Source organism: Desulforhopalus glucosivorans, assembly GCF_054397165.1.
This window is the reverse complement of record NZ_AP044854.1, coordinates 4,040,384-4,065,643: the sequence shown is the minus strand read 5'-3', so window position 1 is coordinate 4,065,643 and position 25,260 is coordinate 4,040,384. Positions and strand designations below refer to the sequence as shown.

17 protein-coding genes are annotated in these 25,260 nt (G+C 45.8%); 13 read left to right on the top strand and 4 right to left on the bottom strand.

From position 1 onward, the window contains the following. Positions 1-25: 25 nt before the first annotated feature. Positions 26-949, bottom strand: a complete 924-nt coding sequence (locus ACX6CI_RS17545) for a carbohydrate kinase family protein (protein WP_458774952.1) — start codon at positions 947-949, stop codon at positions 26-28. 455 nt (positions 950-1,404) lie between these two features. Here ACX6CI_RS17545 and ACX6CI_RS17540 point away from each other — a divergent pair, with 455 nt between their 5' ends. From ACX6CI_RS17540 to ACX6CI_RS17490, 11 genes are all read left to right on the top strand, one after another. After that, entirely contained in the window at positions 1,405-2,208 is an 804-nt protein-coding gene (locus ACX6CI_RS17540; protein ID WP_458774951.1) for a transporter substrate-binding domain-containing protein, read from the top strand. A gap of 18 nt (positions 2,209-2,226) precedes the next feature. After that, positions 2,227-3,186, top strand: a complete 960-nt coding sequence (locus ACX6CI_RS17535; RefSeq protein ID WP_458774950.1) for an amino acid ABC transporter permease — start codon at positions 2,227-2,229, stop codon at positions 3,184-3,186. After that, positions 3,179-3,913, top strand: coding sequence for an amino acid ABC transporter ATP-binding protein (locus ACX6CI_RS17530; protein WP_458774949.1), 735 nt, complete (start codon positions 3,179-3,181; stop codon positions 3,911-3,913). The genes ACX6CI_RS17535 and ACX6CI_RS17530 overlap by 8 nt, the downstream gene beginning before the upstream one ends. 95 nt (positions 3,914-4,008) lie before the next feature. Further along, positions 4,009-5,064, top strand: coding sequence for a BMP family ABC transporter substrate-binding protein (locus tag ACX6CI_RS17525; protein WP_458778482.1), 1,056 nt, complete (start codon positions 4,009-4,011; stop codon positions 5,062-5,064). A 104-nt stretch (positions 5,065-5,168) separates the two neighbouring features. Then, positions 5,169-6,236, top strand: coding sequence for an ABC transporter permease (locus tag ACX6CI_RS17520; protein ID WP_458774948.1), 1,068 nt, complete (start codon positions 5,169-5,171; stop codon positions 6,234-6,236). Next, complete coding sequence (locus tag ACX6CI_RS17515; protein WP_458774947.1) at positions 6,233-7,153, top strand: ABC transporter permease; 921 nt, start codon at positions 6,233-6,235, stop codon at positions 7,151-7,153. Before ACX6CI_RS17520 ends, ACX6CI_RS17515 begins: the two co-directional genes overlap by 4 nt. Positions 7,154-7,244: 91 nt before the next feature. Next, complete coding sequence (gpt, locus tag ACX6CI_RS17510; protein WP_458774946.1) at positions 7,245-7,733, top strand: xanthine phosphoribosyltransferase; 489 nt, start codon at positions 7,245-7,247, stop codon at positions 7,731-7,733. 3 nt (positions 7,734-7,736) lie between these two features. Then, positions 7,737-9,245 (top strand): ABC transporter ATP-binding protein, encoded by a 1,509-nt coding sequence (locus ACX6CI_RS17505; RefSeq protein WP_458774945.1) that lies wholly within the window; start codon positions 7,737-7,739, stop codon positions 9,243-9,245. A gap of 278 nt (positions 9,246-9,523) precedes the next feature. After that, complete coding sequence (locus ACX6CI_RS17500; protein WP_458774944.1) at positions 9,524-11,464, top strand: acetoacetate--CoA ligase; 1,941 nt, start codon at positions 9,524-9,526, stop codon at positions 11,462-11,464. A 38-nt stretch (positions 11,465-11,502) separates the two neighbouring features. Further along, on the top strand, positions 11,503-13,974 hold the full coding sequence (gene recD2, locus ACX6CI_RS17495) for an SF1B family DNA helicase RecD2 (RefSeq protein WP_458774943.1): 2,472 nt from the start codon (positions 11,503-11,505) through the stop codon (positions 13,972-13,974). Positions 13,975-14,053: 79 nt separating this feature from the next. Continuing rightward, entirely contained in the window at positions 14,054-15,928 is a 1,875-nt protein-coding gene (locus ACX6CI_RS17490; protein ID WP_458774942.1) for a hypothetical protein, read from the top strand. A 91-nt stretch (positions 15,929-16,019) separates the two neighbouring features. Here the strand turns inward: ACX6CI_RS17490 and ACX6CI_RS17485 are convergent, their stop codons facing one another. Then, positions 16,020-17,219: a putative sulfate/molybdate transporter gene (locus ACX6CI_RS17485; protein WP_458774941.1), complete on the bottom strand. Its 1,200-nt coding sequence runs from the start codon at positions 17,217-17,219 to the stop codon at positions 16,020-16,022. A 379-nt stretch (positions 17,220-17,598) separates the two neighbouring features. Between ACX6CI_RS17485 and ACX6CI_RS17480 the strand changes: the two genes are divergently transcribed. After that, entirely contained in the window at positions 17,599-17,994 is a 396-nt protein-coding gene (locus ACX6CI_RS17480; RefSeq protein WP_458774940.1) for a hypothetical protein, read from the top strand. Here the strand turns inward: ACX6CI_RS17480 and ACX6CI_RS17475 are convergent. Beyond that, on the bottom strand, positions 17,924-19,672 hold the full coding sequence (locus ACX6CI_RS17475; RefSeq protein ID WP_458774939.1) for an ATP-binding protein: 1,749 nt from the start codon (positions 19,670-19,672) through the stop codon (positions 17,924-17,926). The genes ACX6CI_RS17480 and ACX6CI_RS17475 overlap by 71 nt on opposite strands. 351 nt (positions 19,673-20,023) lie before the next feature. On the opposite strand from ACX6CI_RS17475, the gene purL reads away from it, so the two are divergent. Continuing rightward, complete coding sequence (gene purL, locus ACX6CI_RS17470; RefSeq protein ID WP_458774938.1) at positions 20,024-23,824, top strand: phosphoribosylformylglycinamidine synthase; 3,801 nt, start codon at positions 20,024-20,026, stop codon at positions 23,822-23,824. Between the two features lie 79 nt (positions 23,825-23,903). Here the strand turns inward: purL and ACX6CI_RS17465 are convergent, their stop codons facing one another. Then, a complete protein-coding gene (locus ACX6CI_RS17465; RefSeq protein ID WP_458774937.1) occupies positions 23,904-25,235 on the bottom strand; it encodes an L-cysteine desulfidase family protein in 1,332 nt (443 codons plus the stop codon). Positions 25,236-25,260: the final 25 nt, after the last annotated feature.

The window sequence follows — 25,260 nt, the reverse complement described above, 5'->3', positions numbered from 1 at the left end:
AATTCGGGATCAGGTTGTGTGGCTATCAACCGGCATTAAAACGGGCGTTAAACTCTTCTTGAGTAAAGTTGTAGACCTGGGTTCCGTTACACTCCACCGCAAAAGAGGCGCAGACGCTACCTAAAACGGCACTTTCTTTTAAATCCTTTCCTTGGAGTAGACCACTGATCAGCCCTCCTCTAAATGCGTCTCCTGCACCCGTGGGATCAACAACCTTTGCTGCAGTAAATGGCTTAATTGCGGTTGTGCCTTCATCGGTATACAGTTCAGAGCCATTTCCTCCGAGGGTTATGATGCTGTTCTGGGCTAGAGCCAGCAGTTCTTCTTTGCTTTTCCCGGTTTTATCAAGGATAAGATTGAACTCGTAGTCGTTGACAATAAGAATGTAGCAGTCCGTAATAACGTCAATGAGATCATCTCCCTGCAATACCGGCAGGGCCTGGCCTGGATCGAAGATATATTTCATTCCCTTTGTCTTGGCTTCTTTGGGGTAGTTAATCATATCGTCCAGATTACCAGGGGACACCAGAAGTAAATCATTTTCTGAGGATAGTTCTGCAAAATCAAGTTCCGATGAGTACTTCATGGCACCGGGATTAAAGCCTGTGATCTGATTATTTGATGTATCAGTTGTTATATAGGCCCCGGCGGTAAGTTCTTCAGGTACGACCTTTATTCCTGCAGCTGATATCTCGTTTTCTTCCAGCCACTCAAAATACTTGTGGTTGTCACTGCCAATTGTTGCGGAAAATATTGGGGCGTTACCCATTAATTTCAGAGCGTAGGCAATGTTTCCAGCAGTTCCTCCGTAGTTTTCTGTCACTCCATCTACTTGGAAGCATACGTTGAGGGTATGGATCTTGTCAGGTAGGATATGGTTAGAAAACTTATCGGAAAAGTTCATAATACGGTCATAGGCAAGAGAGCCGGAAATAATAACATTTTTCATAGGTAACCTTTTGTGCGATTTATTGTGGAGACGTGGTTTTATACGAGAAGATAATACAAGCGCAGTTACTATAGTACAGTTACAGGGATATTCTACTGTAAAAAATAATACTGATGGGATATTAGGACCTCTTAGAGCCCGAAGGAGGACAATTCTGTGTAAAAAACACCTCTTTTATACATATCTGTTATATTCGTCGTATGAGACGTAGTATTTGAAGCTCTCGTACATACTACTCGAAAATGTATGTGTGTTATTGGGGTTTATGGTGTATTTTGTGAGCCATAAAGGGTTTCAGCACAGTGTGGAAAAAACATAGGAAGAACAATTTAAAATCTTATGTCCGTTTATGATTTTGGGTATGAAAGATGCAAGATTACACAACTCTGATGGAGAAATAATGTTTGGTATGGGGGAGGGCCCCCTTTTATTAGAAAAATAAAAAGGAGATGTAAATGAAGAAAATGACTCTGTTGTTAGCCGTTGTCCTGGCGGTGGTGACTTTTTCCAGCAATTCTGCGTTCGCAGTGGATAGCCTGGCTGCAATACAAAAGCGGGGTGTACTTCGTGTAGGTATGGAACCGGGTTACATGCCTTTTGAGCTGACTAATAAAAAAGGCGATATTATTGGTTTTGATGTTGATATGGCTAAGAGAATGGCAAAGGCCATGGGCGTGGAACTCGAACTGGTATCAACAGCCTGGGATGGAATTATCCCTGCTCTTCTCACCGACAAATTTGATGTCATTATGTCCGGTATGACCCTGACCCAGGAAAGAAACCTTACAGTAAACTTTGCTTCCCCTTACATTCTTATTGGTCAGTCTATTCTCTTGAAGAAAGAGTTGGCAGATAGCGTGAAGTCCTATAAAGATCTTAACGATGCTAAATTCACTGTTGCGTCCAAGCTGGGTACCACCGGAGAGCAGGCAACAAAACGTATGATTGGAAATGCCAAATATATCTCCTACGAAACTGAGCAGGAAGGTGTTATGGAGCTTGTAAATGGCAAGATTGATGCCTTTATCTATGACCTTCCTTTTAACTCGATTGCTGTTGGTCAAAAAGGTGCTGGTAAAATTGTTCATCTTGACGAGCCGTTCACTAAAGAACCTCTTGCATGGGCCATTAAGCGTGGTGATGTAGATTTCTTGAACTGGTTGAATAATTTCATGGCACAGGTCAAGTATGACGGTGTATATGACAAAATTTATAAGAAGTGGTTCCAGGACAGTGCCTGGATGAAAGAAATCCAGTAAAAATAAGGAATCCCTATTTTGATAGCCACCAATAAGACGTGGCCCTGGAAACTGTTACTGGTAGTCATCCTTCTTGTGGTGGCTGCCGGTACTTGGGGTGCGGTTCAGAAGATTGACTACCAGTGGCGTTGGTACAGAGTTCCACAGTATTTTATGTACCTCGCTGAAGATGCACAAAAAATTCCATTTGATGGAGTTGTACAGTCCATTAAAGACAAAGGAACAACGACAGAAGTTCAGCTTCTCTCTGAGAACTCGGAAAAGGTTACGATTTCGGTAGATTCGGATGCTCTTGAAGTGAGTGAAGGTGACGATCTGTTCGAAGGTGATACCGTTGGCTTTCTAAAAGAATGGCGTTTGGGCCCTCTCATGATGGGGCTTTGGACGACGCTATGGCTCTCTGCTGTTTCAAGTGTTTTTGCTCTTGTTCTCGGGGTGTTCACTGGGCTTGCAAGAATCTCAGAGAATTTCACGCTGCGGGGGCTCTCCATGATTTATGTGGAGTGCATTCGAGGGACGCCACTTCTTGTACAGATATTTCTCGCCTACTTTTTTCTTGGAACTGTTTTTGATTTAAGTAGAAATGTTTGTGGTATTGGCGCACTTGCCCTTTTTGCCGGGGCCTATGTCGCAGAAATTGTACGGGCCGGTATCCAGGCTATACCGAAAGGTCAAGCTGAAGCAGCGAGGTCCCTTGGAATGAATTCCTTCCAGACCATGGTAGAGGTTATTCTGCCGCAAGCATTAAAAAAGATACTCCCACCTCTTTCCGGTCAGTTCATCAGCCTCATTAAAGACTCTTCACTCGTCTCTGTCATCGCTATTACCGATCTGACAAAATCGGGACGGGAAATTATTACCTCAACATTTGCGACTTTTGAAGTGTGGTTGGTTGTTGCTGCCATGTATCTACTGGTAACATCCATATTGTCCCAAATTGTCTACTACATGGAACGGAGGTTTGCCGTCAGTGATTAAAGCAGAGAATGTGGTTAAAATATTTAAGAGCCGTAATGGTGTTGTCCGTGCAGTGGATGGGGTTTCAACTGAAGTTGCCCAGGGAGAAGTGGTTGTTGTTATCGGTCCGTCCGGCTCGGGTAAATCTACTTTTTTACGCTGCATTAATGGCCTCGAGGCCTTTAATGATGGTCATATCATTATTGATGGTGTTGATCTCGCCGATAAAAAGACGAATATCAATCAGGTTCGAGCGGAAGTTGGTATGGTTTTTCAGCAGTTTAACCTCTTTCCCCATAAGACGGTCGTGGAAAACCTCACTCTTGCCCAGATGAAAGTTCGTAAGAGGAGCCACAAAGTCGCACAAGAAAAAGCATATGCGCTGTTGAAAAAGGTTGGAATTCATGATAAAGCCGGCGAGTATCCCTCAAGGTTGTCCGGTGGTCAACAGCAGCGGGTTGCCATTGCAAGGGCACTTGCAATGGATCCCAAGGTCATGTTGTTTGACGAACCAACTTCAGCACTTGATCCAGAGATGGTGGGAGAGGTACTTGATGTTATGAAACAATTGGCGCGGGAAGGTATGACTATGATTGTGGTAACCCATGAGATGGGTTTTGCAAAAGAGGTCGCCGACCGGGTCATTTTCATGGATGAGGGTAAGGTTGTAGAGGTTGGCACCCCAGATCACTTTTTTACCAACCCCACAGAAGAGCGGGCTAAGCTTTTCTTAAAACAGGTATTGTAATTGTCAGCAACAGTATATTGATGCTGAATAGTATATGCACTTACCCCTTTTTACGGTGTAAGAATGAACTCAGTTCAGGAGGATAGAGGATGAAAATGTTAAAAGCTGCACTAATAATTACCTTATCACTCTTTATGTCCACAGCAAATGCTGCAGACAAAGAGATGAAGGTTGGTTTTGTTTATGTGTCTCCAATTGGGGATGCAGGTTATTCCTATGCTCACGATGTTGGTCGTCAGGCTGTTGAAGCAATGGACGGAGTGACCACCTCCTATGTTGAGTCTGTGCCAGAAGGTCCTGACTCAGAGCGTGTTGTCCTTAATATGGCCAGAAAAGGCTATGATGTGATTTTTGGAACCAGCTTTGGTTATATGGATCCAATGCTGAAAGTTGCTAAGAAGTTCCCCAAGGTTGCCTTTCTGCACTGTTCTGGTTTCAAGCAGTCTGAGAACATGGGTAATTATTTTGGACGTATGTATCAGGCGAGATACCTCTCAGGTATAGTCGCAGGTAAAATGACCAAATCTAACATTATCGGTTACGCAGCTGCATTTCCAATTCCTGAAGTTATCCGTGGTATTAATGCCTTTACCCTTGGTGCTCAGTCTGTTAATCCCGATGCAACCGTACGAGTTGTATGGACTAAGACCTGGTATGATCCTGCTACAGAAAAAGAAGCGGCAAAGTCGCTCCTTGATGTAGGTGCGGACGTTATTGCTCAGCACCAGGATTCCCCTGGTCCTCAAGAAGCTGCAGCAGAAAAGGGCGTATACTCAATCGGTTATAACTCCAACATGGCTGCCTTTGCTCCAAAGGCTCATATGACCGCACCTGTCTGGAATTGGGGACCATACTATACCAAGGTTGTCGAAGAAGTGAGAAAGGGCACCTGGAAAGCTGAGTCTGCATGGCCGGGGCTTGCCGAAGGTATTGTTGATCTTGCACCTTTTGGACCTATGGTTCCGCAGGAACTCCAAGATAAGGTAAATGGTATTAAGGCAGAGATCGCAGCTGGAAAGAAGAAGGTTTTTGTAGGGCCTATTAAAGATCAGAAGGGTGCTGTTAAGGTTGCAGATGGCGTGGTTGTGCCCGATGGCGACCTTCTTAGTATGACCTGGTTTATTGAAGGCGTTGTTGGAACCACTGAATAAGAACGCTTCATGAAAGGTGTCCCGCATTAAATTGTGGTACTTCATAGAGCTATTAATAGAAAAATTTGTCTCCTCGCCTTGCGAGGTAAACGGATAGAAGCCTTATGCTTCAGATGCGTATTGCAAAAAGACAGGAGCCTCTTGGATTAAGAGGCTCCTGTCTTGTTTTATTCCTGGCGCTGGCGCTTTCGCTTGTGTTGAGTGGAATTCTGCTGTTTTTAGGGGGGACTCCCCCTGTCAAAGGTCTTTACACCCTGTTCTATGGAGCTTTTGGTTCCCGCTGGGCCCTGGAAGACAGTGTCTTGAAGGCGATCCCTATCTTTCTCTGTTCTCTGGGGGTGGCCGTGGCCTTTCGTCTGAAGATCTGGAACATCGGAGCTGAGGGGCAATTTGCCCTTGGGGCTGTGGGGGCAACATGGATCGCTCTCTTATTTCCCGATTGGCCTTCGTATTTCCTTCTTCCTGCAATGATAGCTATGGCCATGGTTGCAGGAGGGTTTTGGGGGATGATTCCTGCAATTCTAAGACAGAAGCTTCGCACCAATGAGATCATCGTCACCCTGATGATGAACTACATAGCTATATTGTTCCTTGAGTATCTGGTCTACGGAATCTGGAAAGACCCGACAAGTTTTGGGTTTCCCATGACTCCAGAGTTCTCAGAGAGTGGTATCGTGGGTAAGATTGGTACGAGTTCAATTAACTGGGGCCTGCTCCATTGTATTGGCCTTGGCACCATTTTGTGGGGATTTTTCAAGTATACCAGGCTCGGGTTTGAACTCAAAGCCAGTGGCGATAATGTCGCAGCAGCGCGTTACGCCGGTCTTCCCTATGATAGACTGGTTATTCTCGTTATGGTGATAAGCGGGGCCCTTGCCGGTTGGGCCGGCTTTCTTGAGGCCTCGGCCACAGTTAACCGTCTGCAGCCATCGATTATGGTAGGCTATGGTTACACTGCAATTGTTGTGGCCTGGCTTGCCCGTCTTAATCCTCTTAGTATTGGTATTGCTTCAATTCTTCTCGCAGGGCTAAGGGTCGGTGTTGAAAACCTGCAACTCGATTTGCAGGTACCTGCGGCCTTTGGTGGTATTCTTGAAGGTCTTATTCTGCTCACTGTCCTTGCGGGTGGACTTTTTACACATTATAAAATTGAACGCAGGAGGGTGGGATGACATATGAATTACTAATTCCCCTTCTTGCAGCAGCTGTACAGTCGGGTACTCCCATCCTTTATGCCACGTTGGGAGAAATATTTACCGAGAAATCAGGTGTGTTGAACCTCGGTGTAGAGGGGGCAATGATTTTAGGTGCTCTAGCCGGCTTTTTGGTATCAAGAGTAACAGGCAGCCCGGTACTGGGATGTCTAGCCGCGGGTATTGTCGGCAGCATGGCGACTTCTATCCACGGTATTGTTTGCCTCTGGTTTCAGGGGAATCAGGTGGTCTCAGGCCTTGCCCTTACCATCCTTGGTACTGGCCTTGCGAACTACCTTGGTACTCCATATGTGGGACTTTCGGCGCCTGGATTTGATCCCGTTGCCCTTCCCTTTCTCTCTGAAATCCCTTTTGTAGGTAAAATATTCTTTAGTCACGATCCTCTGGTTTACTTCAGTTACTGTATTCCACCTTTGATGTGGTTGTTTTTTGTAAAGACCCGCTTTGGTCTTGGACTGAGAGCCGTTGGTGAATACCCTGGTGCTGCCATGGCAGCCGGCTTGAACGTGTTTGCATATCGCTGGTTTGGAATCCTTGTTGGAGGATTCTTTATGGGGCTGGGAGGCGCGTATCTATCACTTGCCTATACACACCTCTGGACCACAAGTCTTACCGGTGGCAGAGGGTGGATTGCGGTGGCTCTGGTTATTTTTGCGTTTTGGCGGCCAGGGAGAGCAGTTTTTGGAGCCTACCTGTTTGGCGGGGTTATGGCATTACAGTTACGCCTGCAGGCATCTGGAACCCAACTGCCCTCATCGCTGCTGCTTATGCTTCCCTATGCGTTGACAGTTATTGTTCTGGTTTTATCTTCCTGGAAGAAGGGGAGCTCTGAGGAACCAGCGGCTCTGGGTGTAAATGTTGAGCCGGTTGATTGAAAATTGCTGATTGTGTGTAACTTTTTAAACATGAAAAAATAGTATATTAGCCTAATGCGATAGGCTTATAATCTGTGCATTGGAGAAACATATGTCCACAAATTCTACCTATAGAAAGACGTACCCCATTTCCTGGGATCAGCTGCATCGCGATTCGAAGGCCCTGTCTTGGCGTCTTCTTGATATGGATTATTTTAAAGGGATTATTGCTATTACCCGTGGTGGTCTGGTGCCGGCAGCAATTATTGCCCGTGAGCTTGATATCCACCTGGTGGACACTATCTGTATTTCCAGCTACGACTGGAAAGATAAAAAGGGTGAGGCTGATATCCTGAAAACTGTTGAAGGAACGGGTGAAGGCTATCTGCTCATTGATGATCTGGTGGATACTGGTCGAACTGCAAATCTGGTTAAAGAAATCCTGCCCAAGGCGCACTTTGCAACAGTGTACGCAAAACCCGCTGGCCGGCCACTTGTAGACACCTTTGTCACTGAAGTGAGTCAGGATACTTGGATTCTTTTTCCATGGGATACTGAATCTCAATTTGTAACACCCATTGCCGGGCGGGAGAAACCCTAAAGCATGGCAACCCATGTCCCACTTATACAGCTTTCAGGAATCTCAAAGTCTTTTGGAGATGTTCATGCCAATCGTGACGTTTCCATAGATATTGAAGAAGGGAAAATACTTGCCCTGCTTGGTGAAAATGGTGCAGGCAAGTCGACGCTTATGTCGATACTGGCTGGCCAGTTGCAACCGGACAGCGGGTCTATTTTTCTCTTGGGAGAAGAGGTTGTTCTTGATACCACTGAAAAGGCGATTGCTACAGGGATCGGCATGGTGTATCAGCACTTTAAGTTGGTGCAGAACCTGAGTGTAACCGAGAATATTTTTCTTGGTACAAAGGGCAGTCTTTGGCTCAACTGGGCAAAGATGCAGGCTGAGGTCAGGGTACTTGCTGAACAGTACGGCATGCAGATCGATCCTGCCGCTCGCATCAGTGAACTCTCCATGGGGGAACGGCAGCAGGTTGAAATTCTGAAACTACTCCACCGACAGTCTAATGTTCTAATTTTCGATGAACCAACAGCAGTGCTGACCCCTAAGGAAGCTGACAATCTTTTTGTCACCATGAAAAAGATGATCAGTAAGGGGAAGGGTATTGTTTTTATCAGCCATAAGCTTGAAGAGGTTATGGCGATTGCAGATAATATTGCCATACTGCGACGGGGCGAAGTGGTGGATACCGTCGCTACGAAAGATGTGGCCTCCACCGCTGAGCTGGCAGGTCGTATGGTAGGGCGCGAAGTTCTTCTTGAGGTTGATCGCGTTCCCATGGAACCACGGCAGGTTGTTTTAAAAGTTGAGAATCTCAGTGATGAACTTCTAAAAGATGTGGATTTTGAGCTGCGACAGGGAGAGATCCTCGGCCTTGTTGGAGTTGCAGGGAATGGTCAAAAGAACCTTGTGGAAAGCATCTGTGGCCTTCGTAAACCTAAAAAAGATTGTGTTAAGATCCTTGGTGCCGCCTGGAGAAAATTTTTCTCTAACATGCGTTGGGACAATGCACTTTCTTACATTCCAGAAGACAGGCAGGGGCTTGCAACGTGCCAGGGGCTCGATTTACTGGATAATTTTCTTCTGACCACGCGGGGCGGTTTTGTTAAAGGTCCCTGGCTCTTACGTGAAGAGGCACGGGAAAAGGCTGAGCATCTCGTTGAGGCGTTTGATATCAGGCCTCCTAACCTCTCAGCCTATGCCTGGCAGCTTTCTGGTGGTAACTTACAAAAAATGGTACTCGCAAGGGAATTTTATCGGCGTCCACGGCTCATCGTGGCGGAGCAGCCCACCCAGGGTCTTGATATCGCTGCTGCTGAAGATATCTGGAATCTGCTCTTGAAAGCACGGGAAGAAGCCGGGATACTTTTAGTGACTGGCGACCTTGCAGAGGCACTTGCTCTGTCTGACAGGATAGGTGTCATGTTTGATGGACAGTTGATAGATTGTTTTGATTCAGATGATGCAGAAAAAGTCGCCCAGATTCCAGAGATGATGGCAGGTCTAGTGGCACAAAATCAAGCAGATAAGTGATAGTTTCATTTGCTCTTGCTACCTGTTGTCTCTTTTAAATCGTTGTTGTGAAGCTAGCTGGTTCTGGCTAGTTACCCCCTTCCCTTCTTCTACTGTTTGTTATAGCTGTAGATCGTATGACATTTTTCTCTTTGTTGACATGTCTATTAAAGGGTGGTGTATTGAAGTAGAAAACATTGATTTGCGAGTAATGGGATGAACCCTTTTTTGTTATATATTTTGTAACAGGTTGTCAGGAATAAATTACTCATCACCTCAACTACAAAAGGAAGACAGATATGGCACAGCTCAGTCCCCTTTGGAGTCCGAAAACAGATCAGATTGAATCGACTGCTGTTGTTGGTTTTATGAATTATGTAAACCTTCACCATGGTTGTTCCATTAAAACCTTTACTGAGCTATACGATTGGTCGCTTGAAAAGCGGGAATTGTTTTGGAAAAGTGTCTGGCTGTTTATGGATATTATAGGTGTGCCTGGAGAAAACATTCTTGTTGATGGTGAGAATATTGAACACTCTCTCTGGTTCCCCGACGGTTCTCTTAATTTTGCTGAAAACCTGTTGCGTAAACGGGGGGATGGCATTGCAATATATTTTCAGGCAGAAGACAAGATCTCCTCTACTGTAACCTGGGATCAACTCTATCAGCAAGTTACTGCAATTGCAGCCTGGATGAGGTCTGTAGGAGTGCAAAAGGGAGACAGGGTTGCAGGATATATTCCCAACATGCCGGAGGCGGTGGTTGCCATGCTTGCTGCAACCAGCCTTGGTGCAATCTGGACCTCCACCTCCCCTGATTTTGGAATAGACAGTGTTATGGAGCGGTTTGGTCAGACAGAGCCGAAAATCCTTGTTTGTGCGGATGGTTATTTCTATAACGGAAAAACCATAGATATACGTGGCAAAATTAAACGTGTTCAGGAGCAGTTACCAGGCCTTGAGCAGACGCTTGTGGTCCCTTTTACCGGAAAGGGCGAACTCCCGGGTCTTGATTGGCAGGCAATACTAAAGGAGTACTCAGGTGAAAAAATGACGTTTCTGCCTGTTGAGTTTAATCATCCCCTATGCATCTTATATTCTTCCGGTACTACGGGAAAGCCTAAATGCATCGCTCACCGAACAGGTGGAGTACTTCTGCAGCACCTGAAAGAATTACAATTGCATAGTGATGTGCGAGAAGGTGACAAGGTTTTCTATTTTACAACCTGTGGCTGGATGATGTGGAATTGGCTGGTATCAGCACTTGGTTGCGGTGCATCCATTGTTTTGTATGACGGTTCTCCTTTTTACCCGGGCCCGGGCGTACTATGGGATTACACCGAAAAGGTGGGAGCAACACTATTTGGAACCTCTGCTAAATATATAGATGTACTGAAAAAGGAAAACTATACTCCTAAAGAGAATCACGATCTACGTCATTTACGGACACTCTGCTCCACAGGGTCTGTTCTGGTGCCTGAAAGCTATGACTATCTTTATAGCCAGGTTAAGGAAGATCTCTGCGTATCATCGATTTCAGGTGGTACCGATATTGTTTCCTGCTTTGTTCTTGGCTGTCCAGTGCTACCTGTATATAGAGGAGAGAGTCAATGCAGGGGGCTTGGGATGGCAGTTGAAGTCTATGATGACTCAGGTACGGCGGTTGTTGGTGAGAAAGGAGAGTTGGTTTGCTCAAAAAGTTTTCCATCCCAGCCTGCATTCTTCTGGGGTGATAGTGACGGGAGTAAATACCACAATGCCTATTTCGCTCAATATGAAAATGTTTGGCACCATGGTGATTATGTGAAGTTGATGGACCATGGAGGAGTGAAGATCTACGGGCGTTCTGATGCCACACTTAACCCAGGGGGCGTTCGTATTGGTACAGCTGAAATATATAGGTATGTTGAATCGTTACCGGAGATACAGGAATCTCTTGCCATAGGTCAGGAGTGGGATAATGATGTGCGCGTAGTTCTCTTTGTGGTTTTAATGCAGGGCTTGAAACTTTCAGAAGAGCTGGAAGCTGCCATAAAAAAAGTACTTCGAACAAATTGTAGTCCACGACATGTGCCGGCGCGAATAGTTCAGGTAGACCAGATTCCAAGGACTAAAACAGGTAAAATTGTAGAACTTGCAGTGCGGGAAGTCGTCCATGGAAGGGAGGTTAAAAATGTTGGAGCCTTGATTAATCCTGAGGTTCTCTCCCTTTTTGAAAATATTGAGACGCTGCAAAGCTGATAAACGCAACATAACTGTTATAGGGTGGCTGTACATAGATGCAGGAATTAAAGGAAAAAGTGTCTGGTATTGTTGAACGGGTGACCTACCATAATCCAGAAAATGGTTGGTCCGTTTTACGGGTTTCACCCTTTAATAGCCCTGCGACACAAGAGACTGTCACTGTTCACCAAACCAAGGTTTTTGCAGGGGCGACCATGGAGTTTTTTGGAGCGTGGACGTACCATTCTCAATTTGGCCGACAGTTTAAAGCTGAGCGGGCGGTGGAGAAAAAACCTGCCACCAGTGCAGCCCTTGAAAAGTATCTTGGTTCCGGGTTGATCAAGGGTGTTGGGCCGAAGACCGCAAAAAAGATAGTACATCATTTTGAAAGTCAGACTTTGGAGGTCTTTGAAACTGATATTTCAAGATTGACCGAAGTTGAGGGCATAGCCAGGAAAAAACTTTCCCTTATTGAAAAGGCGTGGCGGGAGCATAGGGCAATACGCGAGGTTATGATGTTCCTCCAGGGTCATGGAATTTCCACCCTTTTTGCCGTTCGTATCTTTAAACAATACGGAGAAGAAGCCATAGAGAAGGTTGTGGCTGATCCATACCGCCTGGCGAGCGATTTTTACGGGATAGGATTTTTTTCAGCAGATAAGGTCGCTCTGTCCATTGGCCTTGCTGAAGATAGTGAGCAGCGAATCGTGGCAGCCATTGCCCATGTCCTTGCTGCCTCAAGGGAAGAGGGGCACTGTTTCCTTTCTCGCGAGCAGATAGCGGATGGTATTAAAGGCTTATTAGATCTTGAGCTCGGAGAGCGTCTACAGTTACTCCTGGGTAAGATGGAGGATGAAAATAGGCTAAAGCTCAGGCTGTTGCCAGAAGATGGTGACATTCTTCACTGCTATTATTCGAAGTCCCTCTATTATGATGAGGCTTATGTTGCAGAGAAGCTCTGCAGGATGCTGAGTGTTGCGGGGCGCGTACTTACACCGGGTGTCAATCAGTGGCTGGAAAAGCACTGTAAGGGGCAGGAGATTCGTCTTTCAAAGGAGCAGCTGGAAGCTGTTAAATCCGCTGTTTCAAGAAACGTTTCAATACTTACAGGTGGGCCTGGTTGTGGTAAGACAACGACGACCCTCGTTATTGTGAGAATGCTTGAGTCTTTAGGCGTTAAGGTTGTGCTTGCTGCACCTACCGGGCGTGCTGCCCAACGGATGAGTGAGGTTATTGGCCGGGAGGCAAAGACCCTGCACCGTCTTCTTGAGTGGCAAAATGGTAGATTTTTAAAAAATGAGGAACAACCGCTACGAGCAGATTGTTTGATCGTTGATGAGTGTTCAATGCTCGATATTTCACTTACTGCCTCTCTATTGCGCGCAGTACCCGACGGTTGTCAGGTCTTGTTTATAGGCGACGCGGACCAATTGCCTTCGGTTGGTGCGGGTAATGTGCTACGGGACTTGATTGCTTCAGGAGTTGTGCCTGTAGCGAAGCTTACCGAGATTTTCCGCCAGGCAAAAAAATCAAAAATAATTCAATATGCCCATGATATTAACAGTGGCAGGACTCCTCAGATAGAATCGCCTTTTAAAAAGCCTGCACTATGGGAGGATGGTGAAGACTGTCTGTTTTTTGATTCGGATGAGTCGACACAGGAGCAGCTCTCCTTTATCTCAAGGGTTAAAAGGCTCGACGGTTTTGACCTTAAAGGACGCGAGGAAATGAGCTCTTCTGAAGATCCGTTGCTCTTTAGAACGGAGGAACCAATACTGTCATCCTATGAGCCGCCGTTTACCCTGCCGAAAAAATTTGAACATGTTGATTTAGCCAAGATAGTCAAGGCGGAGGGTGAGATAGAGGGACTCAAGGCCGTGGTGAAGAAGATTCATCCCTGGTCAACCCTTCATTTTGGCCTCACGGCAGTACAGTCGGTGGTGCGTCTCTATACGGACTGGATACCAAAGTATTATGGACAGGGTACCGAAATCCAGATACTTTCACCCATGACCCGTGGAAGTCTGGGCACTCTCAATCTCAATAAGGTCATCCAGGAGGCTGTAAACCCTGCGTGTGAGGGGAAGGCTCAGGTTATGATAGGAGAGAGGATCTTGAGGGTGGGAGACCGGATAATTCATAAACGCAATAACTACGATTTAAACGTTTTTAATGGAGACATTGGCCGGGTCGTTGATATAGATACCGTGGATCTTGGCTGTCTTGTGAGGTTTTCCCCGGATAACCGCGAGGTGGTATATAAAAAGGACGATCTGTTGGAGTTGGACCTTGCTTACGCCATTACCATCCATAAATCCCAGGGAAGTGAGTTTGAAGCGGTTATTATGCCTCTACTAACGCAACATTTTAAAATGTTGTTTAGAAACCTTATATATACGGGGCTTACAAGAGCCAAAAAACTCGCTGTTGGTGTGGGGACAAGAAGAGCTCTTGCCATGGCAGTTCGCCAGGAGGATAGTGGCCGGCGGCAGACTGCTTTACAGCAGCTCTTAGTCCGTGGTATGTAGACGAGCGCAGTGCAAAACATATGTGTGTAATGTATCTAGTAACGATGAAAAATACTCCGGATAATTAAAGAGAGACCAGATGGAAAACATGGATCACTGGAAAACTATTGTTCGTGGGGGTGTATTGTCCCTCATTTTCATCGCCCTGTACCACTTTTTGGTGACAAGTCTTGCCGTTGTTGACTTGAAAGTTGTAACAGACAACAGAACAAAATTTAAAGTGTATTACAGCGATTCCTCAGAGAATTGGTCTGAAAAACGGGTTGCGGAGGTTCTGGTGGAATCGGGAGTAACTGAATACTCCATGCGGCTTGGCAATCTGAAGAAAATCAAAAATCTACGCATAGATACTACTGAAAAAAATGCAAATGTTCGAGTAATCTCCCTTGTTATCTCTCAACCTGGATTTACCCCGGTTCGTATTGATTCTCCAGAACAGTTTGCAAAAATTGTGGTAGGTGGAGGGGTAGAGGATTTTAGTTATGCAGCAGAAGGTTTTACCGTCAAACCTTCATCCAATGATCCAAATGTTTTTTATACAATCCCAACCCTGGTCAAAGAAAATATTGTTGCAGCACAGCTTAGCAGGATGCTGGTGATGATCCTCTTTGCCTTTGCACTGTCTTTTGCTTCGCGGGCAATGTTTTTTGAGTGTCGATTTGTGCTTCCCTTAGGTCTTATTGTTTTGACCTTGATTATCGTAATGGCCAGTATAAGTAAATACAATCAGCATCCGGATGAAGGTGTCCATGTGATGGCTGCACAGTATTATATGGACCACAATCTACCTCCTGAAATTGGTGATCCTGCTGTTGCACATACCTATAGTATATATGGGATATCGAGACTGAATTCAGGGGAGATTTCATATTTTTTTGCAGGGAAATTTGCTAAACTATTTCAAACATTGCAGATTCCAGAGTATCGTCTTGTTCGATATTTCAATGTGAGCTTATTTGCCTTTTTACTGCTTTTTGCAGTCTATAAAAAAACATTTCGAATTATCTTTCTACCACTGCTGCTTTCCCCCCAGATTTGGTATATTTTTAGTTATTTTAATTCTGAAGCCTTTGCCATCATGGTGATCTTACTCATTGCCTATCAGATGGTGGCATCTGACTCCACCTGGAATAGATTGCTGACTATCGATGGCTCCAGTTGTTCATGGTGGAAGCTACCTGGAGTTGTCGTTCTTTTAGGTGTCCTACTGCTCTTGAAGTTAAACTTTTACTTTTTTGGTTTTTACATGCTTCTCTATTTTATTTGGAGACTCTGGTATGGAAAAACTACTTTTAATATGTCTATCCTGCTCCGTGTTGCAGTGATCGGGCTGGCTGGGGTTTCTGTTTTTGTGGCTGTTCGTGTTTTTGATAGTTCCATCAATGATTTTCAAAAGAGTGAAAAGATCCTTGAGGCCCGGGAAACATACGCTGGGGAAATGTTTAAGCCAAGCACCCCGCTTGATCAAAAATTTGTCCATCTTCGAATGAAAGATAGGGGGGTAAGCCTTAAAAGAATGCTTGTCCACCATATGTGGGGGGAAAAAATATTTCGGACATCATTTGGGGAGTATGGATATACCTCCGTTGCTGCTTCATACGGATACTATGATTTTGTCCGCTATCTCTCTGTTGTTGTTCTTCTTGTAATTTCCTTTTTTGCCATCAAAAATGGTGGCTGGGAAGGACTGGGTTTAGTTGTTATTACTTTTGTCAGCGCGATTCTCTTACTGATTGCTGCATTCTATCAGGCCTGGGCTGTAGATTTTCAAGCCCAGGGCAGATATCTTCTGCCCATTGTTGGAATGTTTTCGATATTTGCCTACCATATGAAAGACAAGCTGGCTAATCTGCCGTGTGTCTCTGTGTTAGCATGTATGTATCTTGTTTCTTTGTATAGCTTTATCTTTGTGGGTCTGGCGGGAATTGCTAAGACAACGGTTGCCATGGGGTAGCTATAATGTATGAGGCCATCCGACGGAAAGGCACTAAATCATCGATTGGCGGCGAAACCAAAACGATTTTTCCTCCATGGTGTCGTCTTATTTACAAAGAAACCTTATCAGATTGTACAAAGTAGGCAACTATGAGTCCCGCTCCAAAGCCCCAGGACAGTGATGTTGTGAGGGTGAGGGTGAGGATGACAAGGATAACAAACATCTCTTTACGGGTTTTCATATCAAGGATTGATAGACTGAGCTGAATCCCTGCAAAAAATAAAAGTACACCTAGTATTGCAAATGGCAGTAGATGAATGAGTTGTAGAGCCTGGTTACCCAAAAAGAGAGCAAGGAGAACAAAAAGAGTGCCGATAATTACATTTGAACCTCCGGTACGTGCCCCAAATTTGTAGTGAGCCGCAAGCCCTCCCGCCCCATGACATAATGGAATTCCACCAAAGAGAAAGCTTAATCCGTTGGCAAATGCCATGCTGAGAGTTGTTGCTTTATAGGTGACTTTTTTCGAATCGTCTCCGAAGTATTCCTTTGAGAGGTCAACATTTGCAAAAATAGCGTTGCCGATTGTCATAGGAATTTGGGGAATCACCAGAACAAAAAAGGCAATAACCAGATCAGGCTGTGTAGGAAGGCCGAAAGGCAAAAATTCCGGAAGGTGGAAACCCAACTGTATTTCTGAGAGTGCTTCGTTTTTTGAATAGATAAGGCCAATTATAAAGCCAAGCGTAATGAGGACTAAGGCCGCAGGGTACTTTTTGTTTTGCATCATAAAAAGCGTTATTATCGTACCAATAATCCCAAGGAATATACCAAAGGGAATTGGGCCAATGGACGTGACACTAAGAAATGGTTCGGAAAGCCCTGTTGTGATTTGTTGCTGGGATTGACCAATGATTAGTTTTAGACCCTGCATCATCAGGAGGGTTCCGGTGGAAAGCTGTATTCCTCTAATAACTGATCTTGGAATAAGTTTGCCGATGAGATCAATGGTGCCGGAAATGCCAATGATAAAGAGTAACAGGCAGATAAGAGAAGCTGAGCCGCTTATCTGCGTGGCAGTGGCTCCTGTGGCTATGGCGTAACTGCTAATGGCCTTCATTGGCTGTACTGGAATAGGCACCTTGAAATAATGTCCCGCACAGAGGTAGAAAAGGCCGATGGTGAAAAAGATACCCGTGACGGACATATCATTTACCATAATCATCCCCATAACCAGGGGCAGGAGTGCACCAAGATCTCCAAGGGAACCGGACAACTCCATTCTGTTATATCGATATGATTGTGCCATCTGTTTTACCGGGGTTAAGTTGGAAATCTTTTTATCTTTTACTCCCATGGTCGTATGAAATTGTACTCGAAATAGTCCGCAAGAAAAAGAGAAGAAATATCAGACCATTCCATCATTGTAAATTGGACTTTACCACCTCTTTTCTTGTAAACTTAAACTGGTGCATTACCATATGCCTGCTAAGAATTTTCCCGCTTGTCGGGTGAGTGCCTTACTGCTGAAAGCCTGTCATAAATCCCGTTCATCGGGGTTAGTATAAGTAACAGAAAGCATACGAAGAGAGATATTCGAGGAAGGTATGGCCACCGGGTGAGGAATATAAAAAGTCCCTTTTTTCTTCCTGTTTATGGGAGATAGATGTTTTTATTTGGAGAAGTGAATGTATATATGTGTTGATTTTGATGGAACCATTGTGGATCACAGGTACCCCGAAATTGGTAAGCCGGTACCAGGTGCAATCAGCTGGCTGAAAAAATTACAACGCTATGGAGCCAGGATTATTCTCTATACCATGCGTGGTGATGGAGGGGAAAGTCGCAATGTACTGCAGGAAGCTGTTGATTATGTAACGTCAGAGGGGATTATCCTCTATGGAATAAACCGAAATCCGGACCAGGACTCCTGGACCAATAGTCCTAAGGCATATGGTCAAGTATATGTCGATGACTCAGCCTTTGGTTGCCCACTCATAGAAGTTAAAGGCTTTAGTCGTCCCTGTGTTGACTGGAAAAAAGTGGGGCCTCATCTGGAACATATGTGTTTGAGTCGGAGATAGGTTTGTTCTGCTGGGGGGTCTGTAGTTGGGATACGTACATTTCAAGAGCAGATATAAGTTCCTTCGCCAGAATATGGTTCTTGGCCTTTACGTTACTTGATAGGTCGCTGATGAGTGTGGCCAGCCTCTTAAAACCGAACATACCACAAACACCGGTCAGGGCATGGCAGGTGCTGTAAATTACGGTGTATTCCTGGTTTTTCAGGGCTTTTTTTATTGAAATTAAATCTGCTTCAACGGTTTGAAAAATCTGGGGTAGGAGTTCCATGAGACTTTCAGGAATATCTTCTGCTTTTTCATTTTCAAGACAATAACCAATGGCCTTGTTTCCCAGCTCAGTGGGTGGAGGGACAATCTCCTGCTTGTTTGTATATTTGAACAGGGCCTGGATAAGGTCTCTTTTGAAAAAAGGTTTGGTTAAAACGCCATCAAATCCGAGTTTTAGAAACTTATTCTTCTGTTCCTGAAAAGCATGGGCAGTGATAGCAAGGACCACTGCAGGGGTGTCGCTCCGGGTCTCTTTGCTTCTAATGGTTTTAGTCGCGGTAATACCATCCATAACCGGCATCCGGATGTCCATTAGTATCAGGTCGTAACGCTCTTTTTGCAGCTGTTGCAGGGCCACCTGTCCATTCTCGGCTGTATGTACCTCAACCGGGTAATCCTTGACGTACACCTTAAGAACATCAAGGTTTTCTTTTATATCATCTACTGCCAGAATTTTTAATTGTGGAAAGTTCTCCGGTAGGATGATTTGAGTGCTAAAGCGAATTTTAGGGCGCTCCGAGGCTATGACCTGGGGGAGGGGCAGGCTGCAGGAGAAGATGGCGCCGTGGCCGAAACGGGAGGTAACGGTGAGTTTTCCTCCCATGGCTTCGGTGAGTTTTTGACTAATGGCAAGGCCCAAGCCCGCACCTCGATGCTGCTCCGATAAGGATTCGTTCGCCTGGGTAAATCTGTCGAAAATAATTTTCTGCTGGTCTCTTGAGATGCCTGAACCTGTGTCTTTTACCTGAAGGGTAAGGTTTTCATCTTTTTCCATATTTTCCTCGATCGTGAGGGTTATGGAGCCTGATTGGGTAAATTTTACCGCATTATTTATAAGGTTTAAGAGTATCTGGAAAATTTTTAAGGAATCTCCAACCCGTTCCATGATAAGCAGTGGGTCATGTTCAACGACAAACTCGAGTTGTTTCGGCAGGCACAGTGGCAGGGCCGACGCCTCAATCTGGTTGATGATTCTCTGCAGGCTGAATGGTTCCGGCTCAAATGTCACCTTTCCCGCCTCTATCCTAGAAAACTCAAGGATATTGTTGAGTATTTCCATTAACTGCTTGCCGGTCACACTGAGGCTGTTGAGATATTGATTCTGGGCAGAAGTGAGCTGAGTCTCTGAAAGTAGATGCGCCATGCCAAGGATGATATTTAACGGCGTTCTGATTTCGTGACTCATATTTGCAAGAAAATCAGATTTTGAAAGATCTTCGAGGCGTTTTTGTTCGTGGAAAAAACGGAGCTTATCGTTGGTTTCCTGAAGTAGAGCTGACGTTGCTTTGGTGTGTTTTTGCAGGAAGGCTATCTGTTTTTGGGAAGCGTCAAGGTCTTGCAGGAGCTGTTCCTTTTCTTTTTGAAGTTGCTTAATTCTTTGCCGCATCTCCACAGGGCTACTGTCATTCAAAACTATTACCTTTGATGGAAAAATGAATATAGGTGCTCATGTCGTTCATTAACTTACTGCACCTATTACTGCATTTGTGCCATAATACTCAAGCTAGGTTGTATGGTTCTTGGTCCTGATACTGACTTTATGTATGCTTTTTGTGCCATAGTAACAGGTAAATCTGAAAAAGACCCTAACAAGAATAAATTCATAAAGAAACTTTGGGGGAATAATGCTACTATAGTCGCGAATTCGCGAGCAGCCTCAATAATACTGCAGCAAAGAAATTTACCAGTCAGGAATGTTCACAGCTTTTAAGCACAACAGTCCATAGTTTGTTTTATGCGTTCAAATATAGAGGGAAATATCATGGGTGTGACAGTCACACAGTTGTATCGGAAAATTGATGAAACCAGAGCCTACTGTTTTAATGTGGAGTCAGATCGTAGCCTGACTCCCGAAGAGATGACTCGTCTTCGCCTGATTTTGGCCGATGGCCTGTTGGTGGAAACTGTTCAGGAAGCACCTGTTTTGACCGGAGAGAGGGTTGTTGAAGTTGGTCCCAGGCTGAACTTTGCCACCGCCTGGTCCTCTAATATGGTTTCGATCTGTTCTGCAACCGGACTTGACGTTGTGACCCGGGTTGAGCGTTCCAGAAGGTATCTGGTACCTGGCGATGAGAATCTGGATAGTTTTATTGAAAATAACCATGACCGGATGACGGAGTGTCATTACCCTAGCCCCCTTACAACCTTTGCCACCGGTGTAGAGCCTGAAGAGGTCTATGAGGTGGATTTGAAAACCAAGGGACCAGACGGACTCAACGAGTTGCCGGGTATCTCCATGGATGAGTGGGATCGCAACCTCTACTATGACTACTTTGTCAAACAGCAGGGCCGGAACCCGACCATTGTTGAGATTATGGATCTTAATAATGCTAATTCAGAACATTCCCGCCATGGTTTTTTTAAGGGTAAGCAGATCATTGATGGTGAAGAGATGGAAGCAACTCTTTTTGATCTGGTTACAGAGACCCTTACCGCGAGCCCGAAAGGGTCTCTTATCGCCTTTAAAGATAATTCCAGTGTTATAGATGGATATGATATCGATACAATTATCCCAAAGGTACCAGGAGCACCATCACCTTTTGTTCCGGTGAAGGTGAATTATAATCCACTGCTGACGGCAGAAACCCACAACTTCCCCACTGGAGTCGCACCATTTCCAGGGGCAGAAACCGGGACAGGCGGCAGGATTCGCGACGTACTGGGAACAGGAAAGGGTGGTTTTGTTGTTGCGGGAACCGCAGGCTATTGTGTCGGTAATCTAAATATTCCAGGCTATGATCTCCCATGGGAGAATCAGTATCCGGTTCCTGAAAATCTGGCCAATCCTCTAGAAATTGAAATTGAAGCCAGTAATGGCGCTTCAGATTACGGTAATAAATTTGGTGAACCGCTTATTCAGGGCTTTACCAGATCGTTTGATATGCGTCTTGAAAATGGTGAGCGTTGGGGCTTTTTGAAACCCATTATGTTCACTGCAGGCGTAGGTCAGCTTGATGGCAGACATACCGAGAAAGAGAAAGAAGAAAAGGGGATGATCATCGTCCAGGTGGGTGGTCCTGCCTATCGGGTCGGTTTTGGTGGCGGTGCAGCCTCCTCTATGCTCCAGGGTGAAAACGAGTCGAGCCTTGACTTCAATGCGGTACAGCGAGGCGATGCGGAGATGGAACAGAAGATGAACCGCGTTATCCGTGCCTGCAACGAGATGGGTGATAAGACCCTCATCGATGTTATCCATGATCAGGGTGCTGGCGGTCCTGCTAATGTATTAAAAGAGCTGGTGGAAAAATCCGGTGGCTGGGTACAGATCCGTAATATTCGGGTGGGTGATCCTACCATGTCAGTGCTTGAAATCTATGTTGCTGAGTACCAGGAACGTACCGGATTTTTAATTAGACCTGAAAATATTGAAAACTTTCAGGCCATCTGTCAGCGCGAAAAAGTTGGCTGTGAGGTTCTGGGCGAGGTAACAGGTGATCTGCGTTTTGTTGTCAAAGATGCGAGCAATAACACTACGCCTGTCGATATCGATTTACCTGTTCTTCTTGGTGAGATTCCTCAAAAGACTTTTGAAGACAACAGGCGCCCCTTGGGTGGTAAGCCGCTGACAATTCCAGCAGATCTTACAGTTACCTCTGCATTGCGTGATGTGCTTCGTCTTGTCTCGGTTGGTTCCAAGAGGTTTTTGACCAACAAGGTGGACAGGGCTGTAACTGGCTTAATTGTGCAGCAGCAATGTTGTGGTCCTCTGCAGCTTACTGTTGGAAATGTAGCCGTGGTGGCCCAGAGTCATTTTGGTAAAACCGGTATAGCAACAGCCATTGGTGAACAGTCGGTCAAGATGCTGGTTGATCCCGCAGCGGGTGCGCGGATGGCCGTTGGTGAGTGTTTGACCAATCTCGTATGGTGCACAGTTGAAGATCTAGAGCAGGTGAAGTGCTCTGCCAACTGGATGTGGGCACCGAAGCTTGAGGGTGAAGGGGCTGCCCTGTATGATGCCGCTGCTGCCATGCGTGACGTGATGATTGATGTGGGCATGGCAGTTGATGGCGGAAAAGACAGTCTCTCCATGGCCACCATGGTTGGGGATGAAATGGTTAAGTCTCCCCGTGAGCTTGTTATTTCTGCCTATGCTGCCACTCCGGATATTACAAAAGTCGTTAACCCGGATATTAAAAATGTGGGGGCACCTCTTATCTTTATCGACCTCAGTGGTGGTAAAAACCGCCTTGGAGGAACCTCTCTGGGACATACACTCCAGCAGATGGGCGATGTGAGTCCTGACGTGGATGACGGTAAGCTCTTGAAAAGAGGTTTTCTTGCAGTTCAGGAATTGATTGGAAAATCATTGATACGCGCAGGACATGATCGCAGTGATGGTGGTCTTATAACAACTCTTCTTGAAATGGCCTTTAGTGGGAATTGCGGTCTTGATGTTGCCCTTGAGGGTGACTGTACTGTTTTTGAGAAGTTGTTCTCTGAAGAGCTTGGCCTGGTGGTTGAGTGCGATGGGGAAAATCTTGAAGAGGTTTTGGCTGTCCTGAGTAGCACTGGTGTTGCTGCGGTGAAGATTGGTCAATCAACAGCAACCGGCCGGATTGAAGTCAGCTATAATGGTGAAAAGGTTGTTGACGAGGAGATGGTTGTTCTGCGTGGTCTGTGGGAAGAGACCTCATACCAGCTTGAAAAACTCCAGGTTAACCCGACCTGTGCTGACGCAGAAAAGGCGGCAATATACGCACGTAAAGGACCAAAGTATAATCTGCCTTTTACTCCAGAGCGTACTCCTGCAGAGCTTCTTGCCAGTACGAATAAACCTAAGGTCGCAATTCTACGGGATGAGGGATCTAACTCAGACCGGGAGATGACTTCAGCTTTTTATAGTGCAGGCTTTGAGCCCTGGGATATTTGTATGAATGATCTCTTGGCAGGTACTGTAAACCTTGACGATTTCAGAGGACTTGCAGCCGTTGGAGGGTTCTCCTACGCCGACGTTCCGGAATCGGCGAAGGGTTGGGCAGCTACGATTCTCTTTAACGAGAGACTGGGGAAAATGTTCACCGAGTTCTATGAGCGTCCTGATACCTTTACCCTTGGAATCTGCAACGGATGTCAGCTGTTTGGACTCCTTGGCTGGATTCCTGAGGCTGGAATTGCGCCTGAGAAACAACCCCGTTTTGTGAGAAATAATTCAGGTCGTTTTGAGTCCAGATGGACTACCGTTAAGGTGCAAAAAAGCAATGCCATGATGCTTCAAGGGATGGACGATCTGGTTTTTGGAATTCATGTTGACCATGGTGAAGGGCGTTTGCATTTCCCTGATGAGGCTCTGCTTGAATCTGTGAAGAAGGGTGGCATGATACCAATGGTCTATGTGGATGATGATGGGCAGGCCACTGAGCAATATCCTTTTAACCCCAATGGTTCTGTTGAGGGGCTTGCAGGTCTTTGTTCCAGTGATGGTAGACATCTGGCCTTAATGCCGCATCCAGAGCGGGTCTTTCTACCTTGGCAGGCGCATTATCTCCCTGAAGATATGAAGGGGATAGAGGTCTCTCCATGGATGAAGATGTTCAGGAATGCCTATGAATGGTGTGTTAAATAGTTCTTTGTAACGTGTAGTCTTCAGCTTCAACACCCCCCCCCTAAATATAGGGTGTTGAAGCTGTTTTTTTACTTGTATCCTACTTCTCTTTATTTTTGTCTCTTGTCATCTGTTTTTCCAGCATGATTTTCAGGATTGTCTTATCGGTCTGCACCATGCCGTCGTGGCTGAGTTCTCCCATGTTCTGGATGGTTTTTCTAGTTGAATCTCCTATGATTCCATCTGTTTCCTGAACGTTAACACCGTGCAGAGAAAAGAGCGCAGCTTGAACTGCCGCACCCGCTGCGGTGTTCAGTTTAATCGCGCATCCCGCCTTTGCTCCATCACAAATAACTCCGGCCAAGTCCTCTAAAATGTTTTTAATCGCACCTTCCATATGGTGGACGTCTCCGCCAACCAGATAGGTGATACCGGCTGTGGCCCCTGCCCCCGCAGCAACGGAGCAGCCGCACACGGCAGAGAGTCTTCCTGTATGTGCTTTGACGTAGGCGGTAACAATATGACTAAGCCCTATGGCCCGGAGCAGGGTTTCACGGTCATGGTCAATAAAGTCCTTGGTGGCCCAGATCGGCAGGATGGCTGTGAGCCCATGGTTACCGCTACCGGCTGAACTCATGGCGGGAAGTTTGGCTCCACCCATACGCGCATCCGCTGCAGCAGACGTGAGTCTACGCGCAGAGCTGGTCATATCTTTTACCATGAGTTTTTGCTTTATGAGGCGATCAATTGCCTTGCCAATTCCAAGGCCACTGCCGTGCTGCAACCCATATTCCGCAAGAGCTAGATTGTGGTTGACCCCAACCTCAAGAAAGTCGAGATCGGCGTCGTCGAGTTGGCTGGTCAGATGAAGAATTTCTTCTAAGGTGAGTTCTCGTAACCATTCCTCAAGTTCAGCCAGGGTCCTTTTGCCTCCCTTGCCCTTGACCGATGAAAGCAGTGGGGAGTCTGTTACCTCGACACCGTTCAGCTTCAGGCTCACAATGTTGTTATGTAGATCAATAATAAGGGATTCAGCGACATTATCCCCTGAAACAATCCTGGTGCGTACATGGAGGCCAACTTCATCACGGAGGTTAACGATTACCTTCTTGGCATCAAGTAGTTTTTTAACCTTGGCAAGCACTTCATCATCGACACTTTCGAGCACCTCAAGATCTCGCTCGGGATCGCCTCCGTAGGCTCCAAGCGCTGAGGCTGTATCGAGTCCCTGCAAACCACCGGTACCAGGGATGGTCACAGCCATCCCATTTTTGTAGATGTTGGGGTCAATCCAAATTTCAATGGAGTCAAATTCTTTTTCAGGTAGCAGGGTTGCAGCGGCAGCAGCTCCCAATGCAATGGCAACCGGTTCGGTGCAGCCTAGGGCGAGGGTGACTTCCATTTCAAGAATGTCTTTGGCCGTAAAACTCATATGGTTCTCCTGGAACAGGTTGTCT

Excerpts from the sequence above, each read along its gene's own strand:
- purL (WP_458774938.1), top strand. The coding sequence starts at position 20,024 with ATGGGTGTGACAGTCACACAGTTGTATCGGAAAATTGATGAAACCAGA.
- ACX6CI_RS17500 (WP_458774944.1), top strand. The coding sequence starts at position 9,524 with ATGGCACAGCTCAGTCCCCTTTGGAGTCCGAAAACAGATCAGATTGAA.
- ACX6CI_RS17480 (WP_458774940.1), top strand. The coding sequence starts at position 17,599 with ATGTATATATGTGTTGATTTTGATGGAACCATTGTGGATCACAGGTAC.
- ACX6CI_RS17465 (WP_458774937.1), bottom strand. The coding sequence starts at position 25,235 with ATGAGTTTTACGGCCAAAGACATTCTTGAAATGGAAGTCACCCTCGCC.
- recD2 (WP_458774943.1), top strand. The coding sequence starts at position 11,503 with ATGCAGGAATTAAAGGAAAAAGTGTCTGGTATTGTTGAACGGGTGACC.
- ACX6CI_RS17525 (WP_458778482.1), top strand. The coding sequence starts at position 4,009 with ATGTTAAAAGCTGCACTAATAATTACCTTATCACTCTTTATGTCCACA.
- ACX6CI_RS17520 (WP_458774948.1), top strand. The coding sequence starts at position 5,169 with ATGCTTCAGATGCGTATTGCAAAAAGACAGGAGCCTCTTGGATTAAGA.
- ACX6CI_RS17490 (WP_458774942.1), top strand. The coding sequence starts at position 14,054 with ATGGAAAACATGGATCACTGGAAAACTATTGTTCGTGGGGGTGTATTG.
- ACX6CI_RS17485 (WP_458774941.1), bottom strand. The coding sequence starts at position 17,219 with ATGGCACAATCATATCGATATAACAGAATGGAGTTGTCCGGTTCCCTT.
- ACX6CI_RS17515 (WP_458774947.1), top strand. The coding sequence starts at position 6,233 with ATGACATATGAATTACTAATTCCCCTTCTTGCAGCAGCTGTACAGTCG.
- gpt (WP_458774946.1), top strand. The coding sequence starts at position 7,245 with ATGTCCACAAATTCTACCTATAGAAAGACGTACCCCATTTCCTGGGAT.
- ACX6CI_RS17505 (WP_458774945.1), top strand. The coding sequence starts at position 7,737 with ATGGCAACCCATGTCCCACTTATACAGCTTTCAGGAATCTCAAAGTCT.
- ACX6CI_RS17540 (WP_458774951.1), top strand. The coding sequence starts at position 1,405 with ATGAAGAAAATGACTCTGTTGTTAGCCGTTGTCCTGGCGGTGGTGACT.
- ACX6CI_RS17545 (WP_458774952.1), bottom strand. The coding sequence starts at position 949 with ATGAAAAATGTTATTATTTCCGGCTCTCTTGCCTATGACCGTATTATG.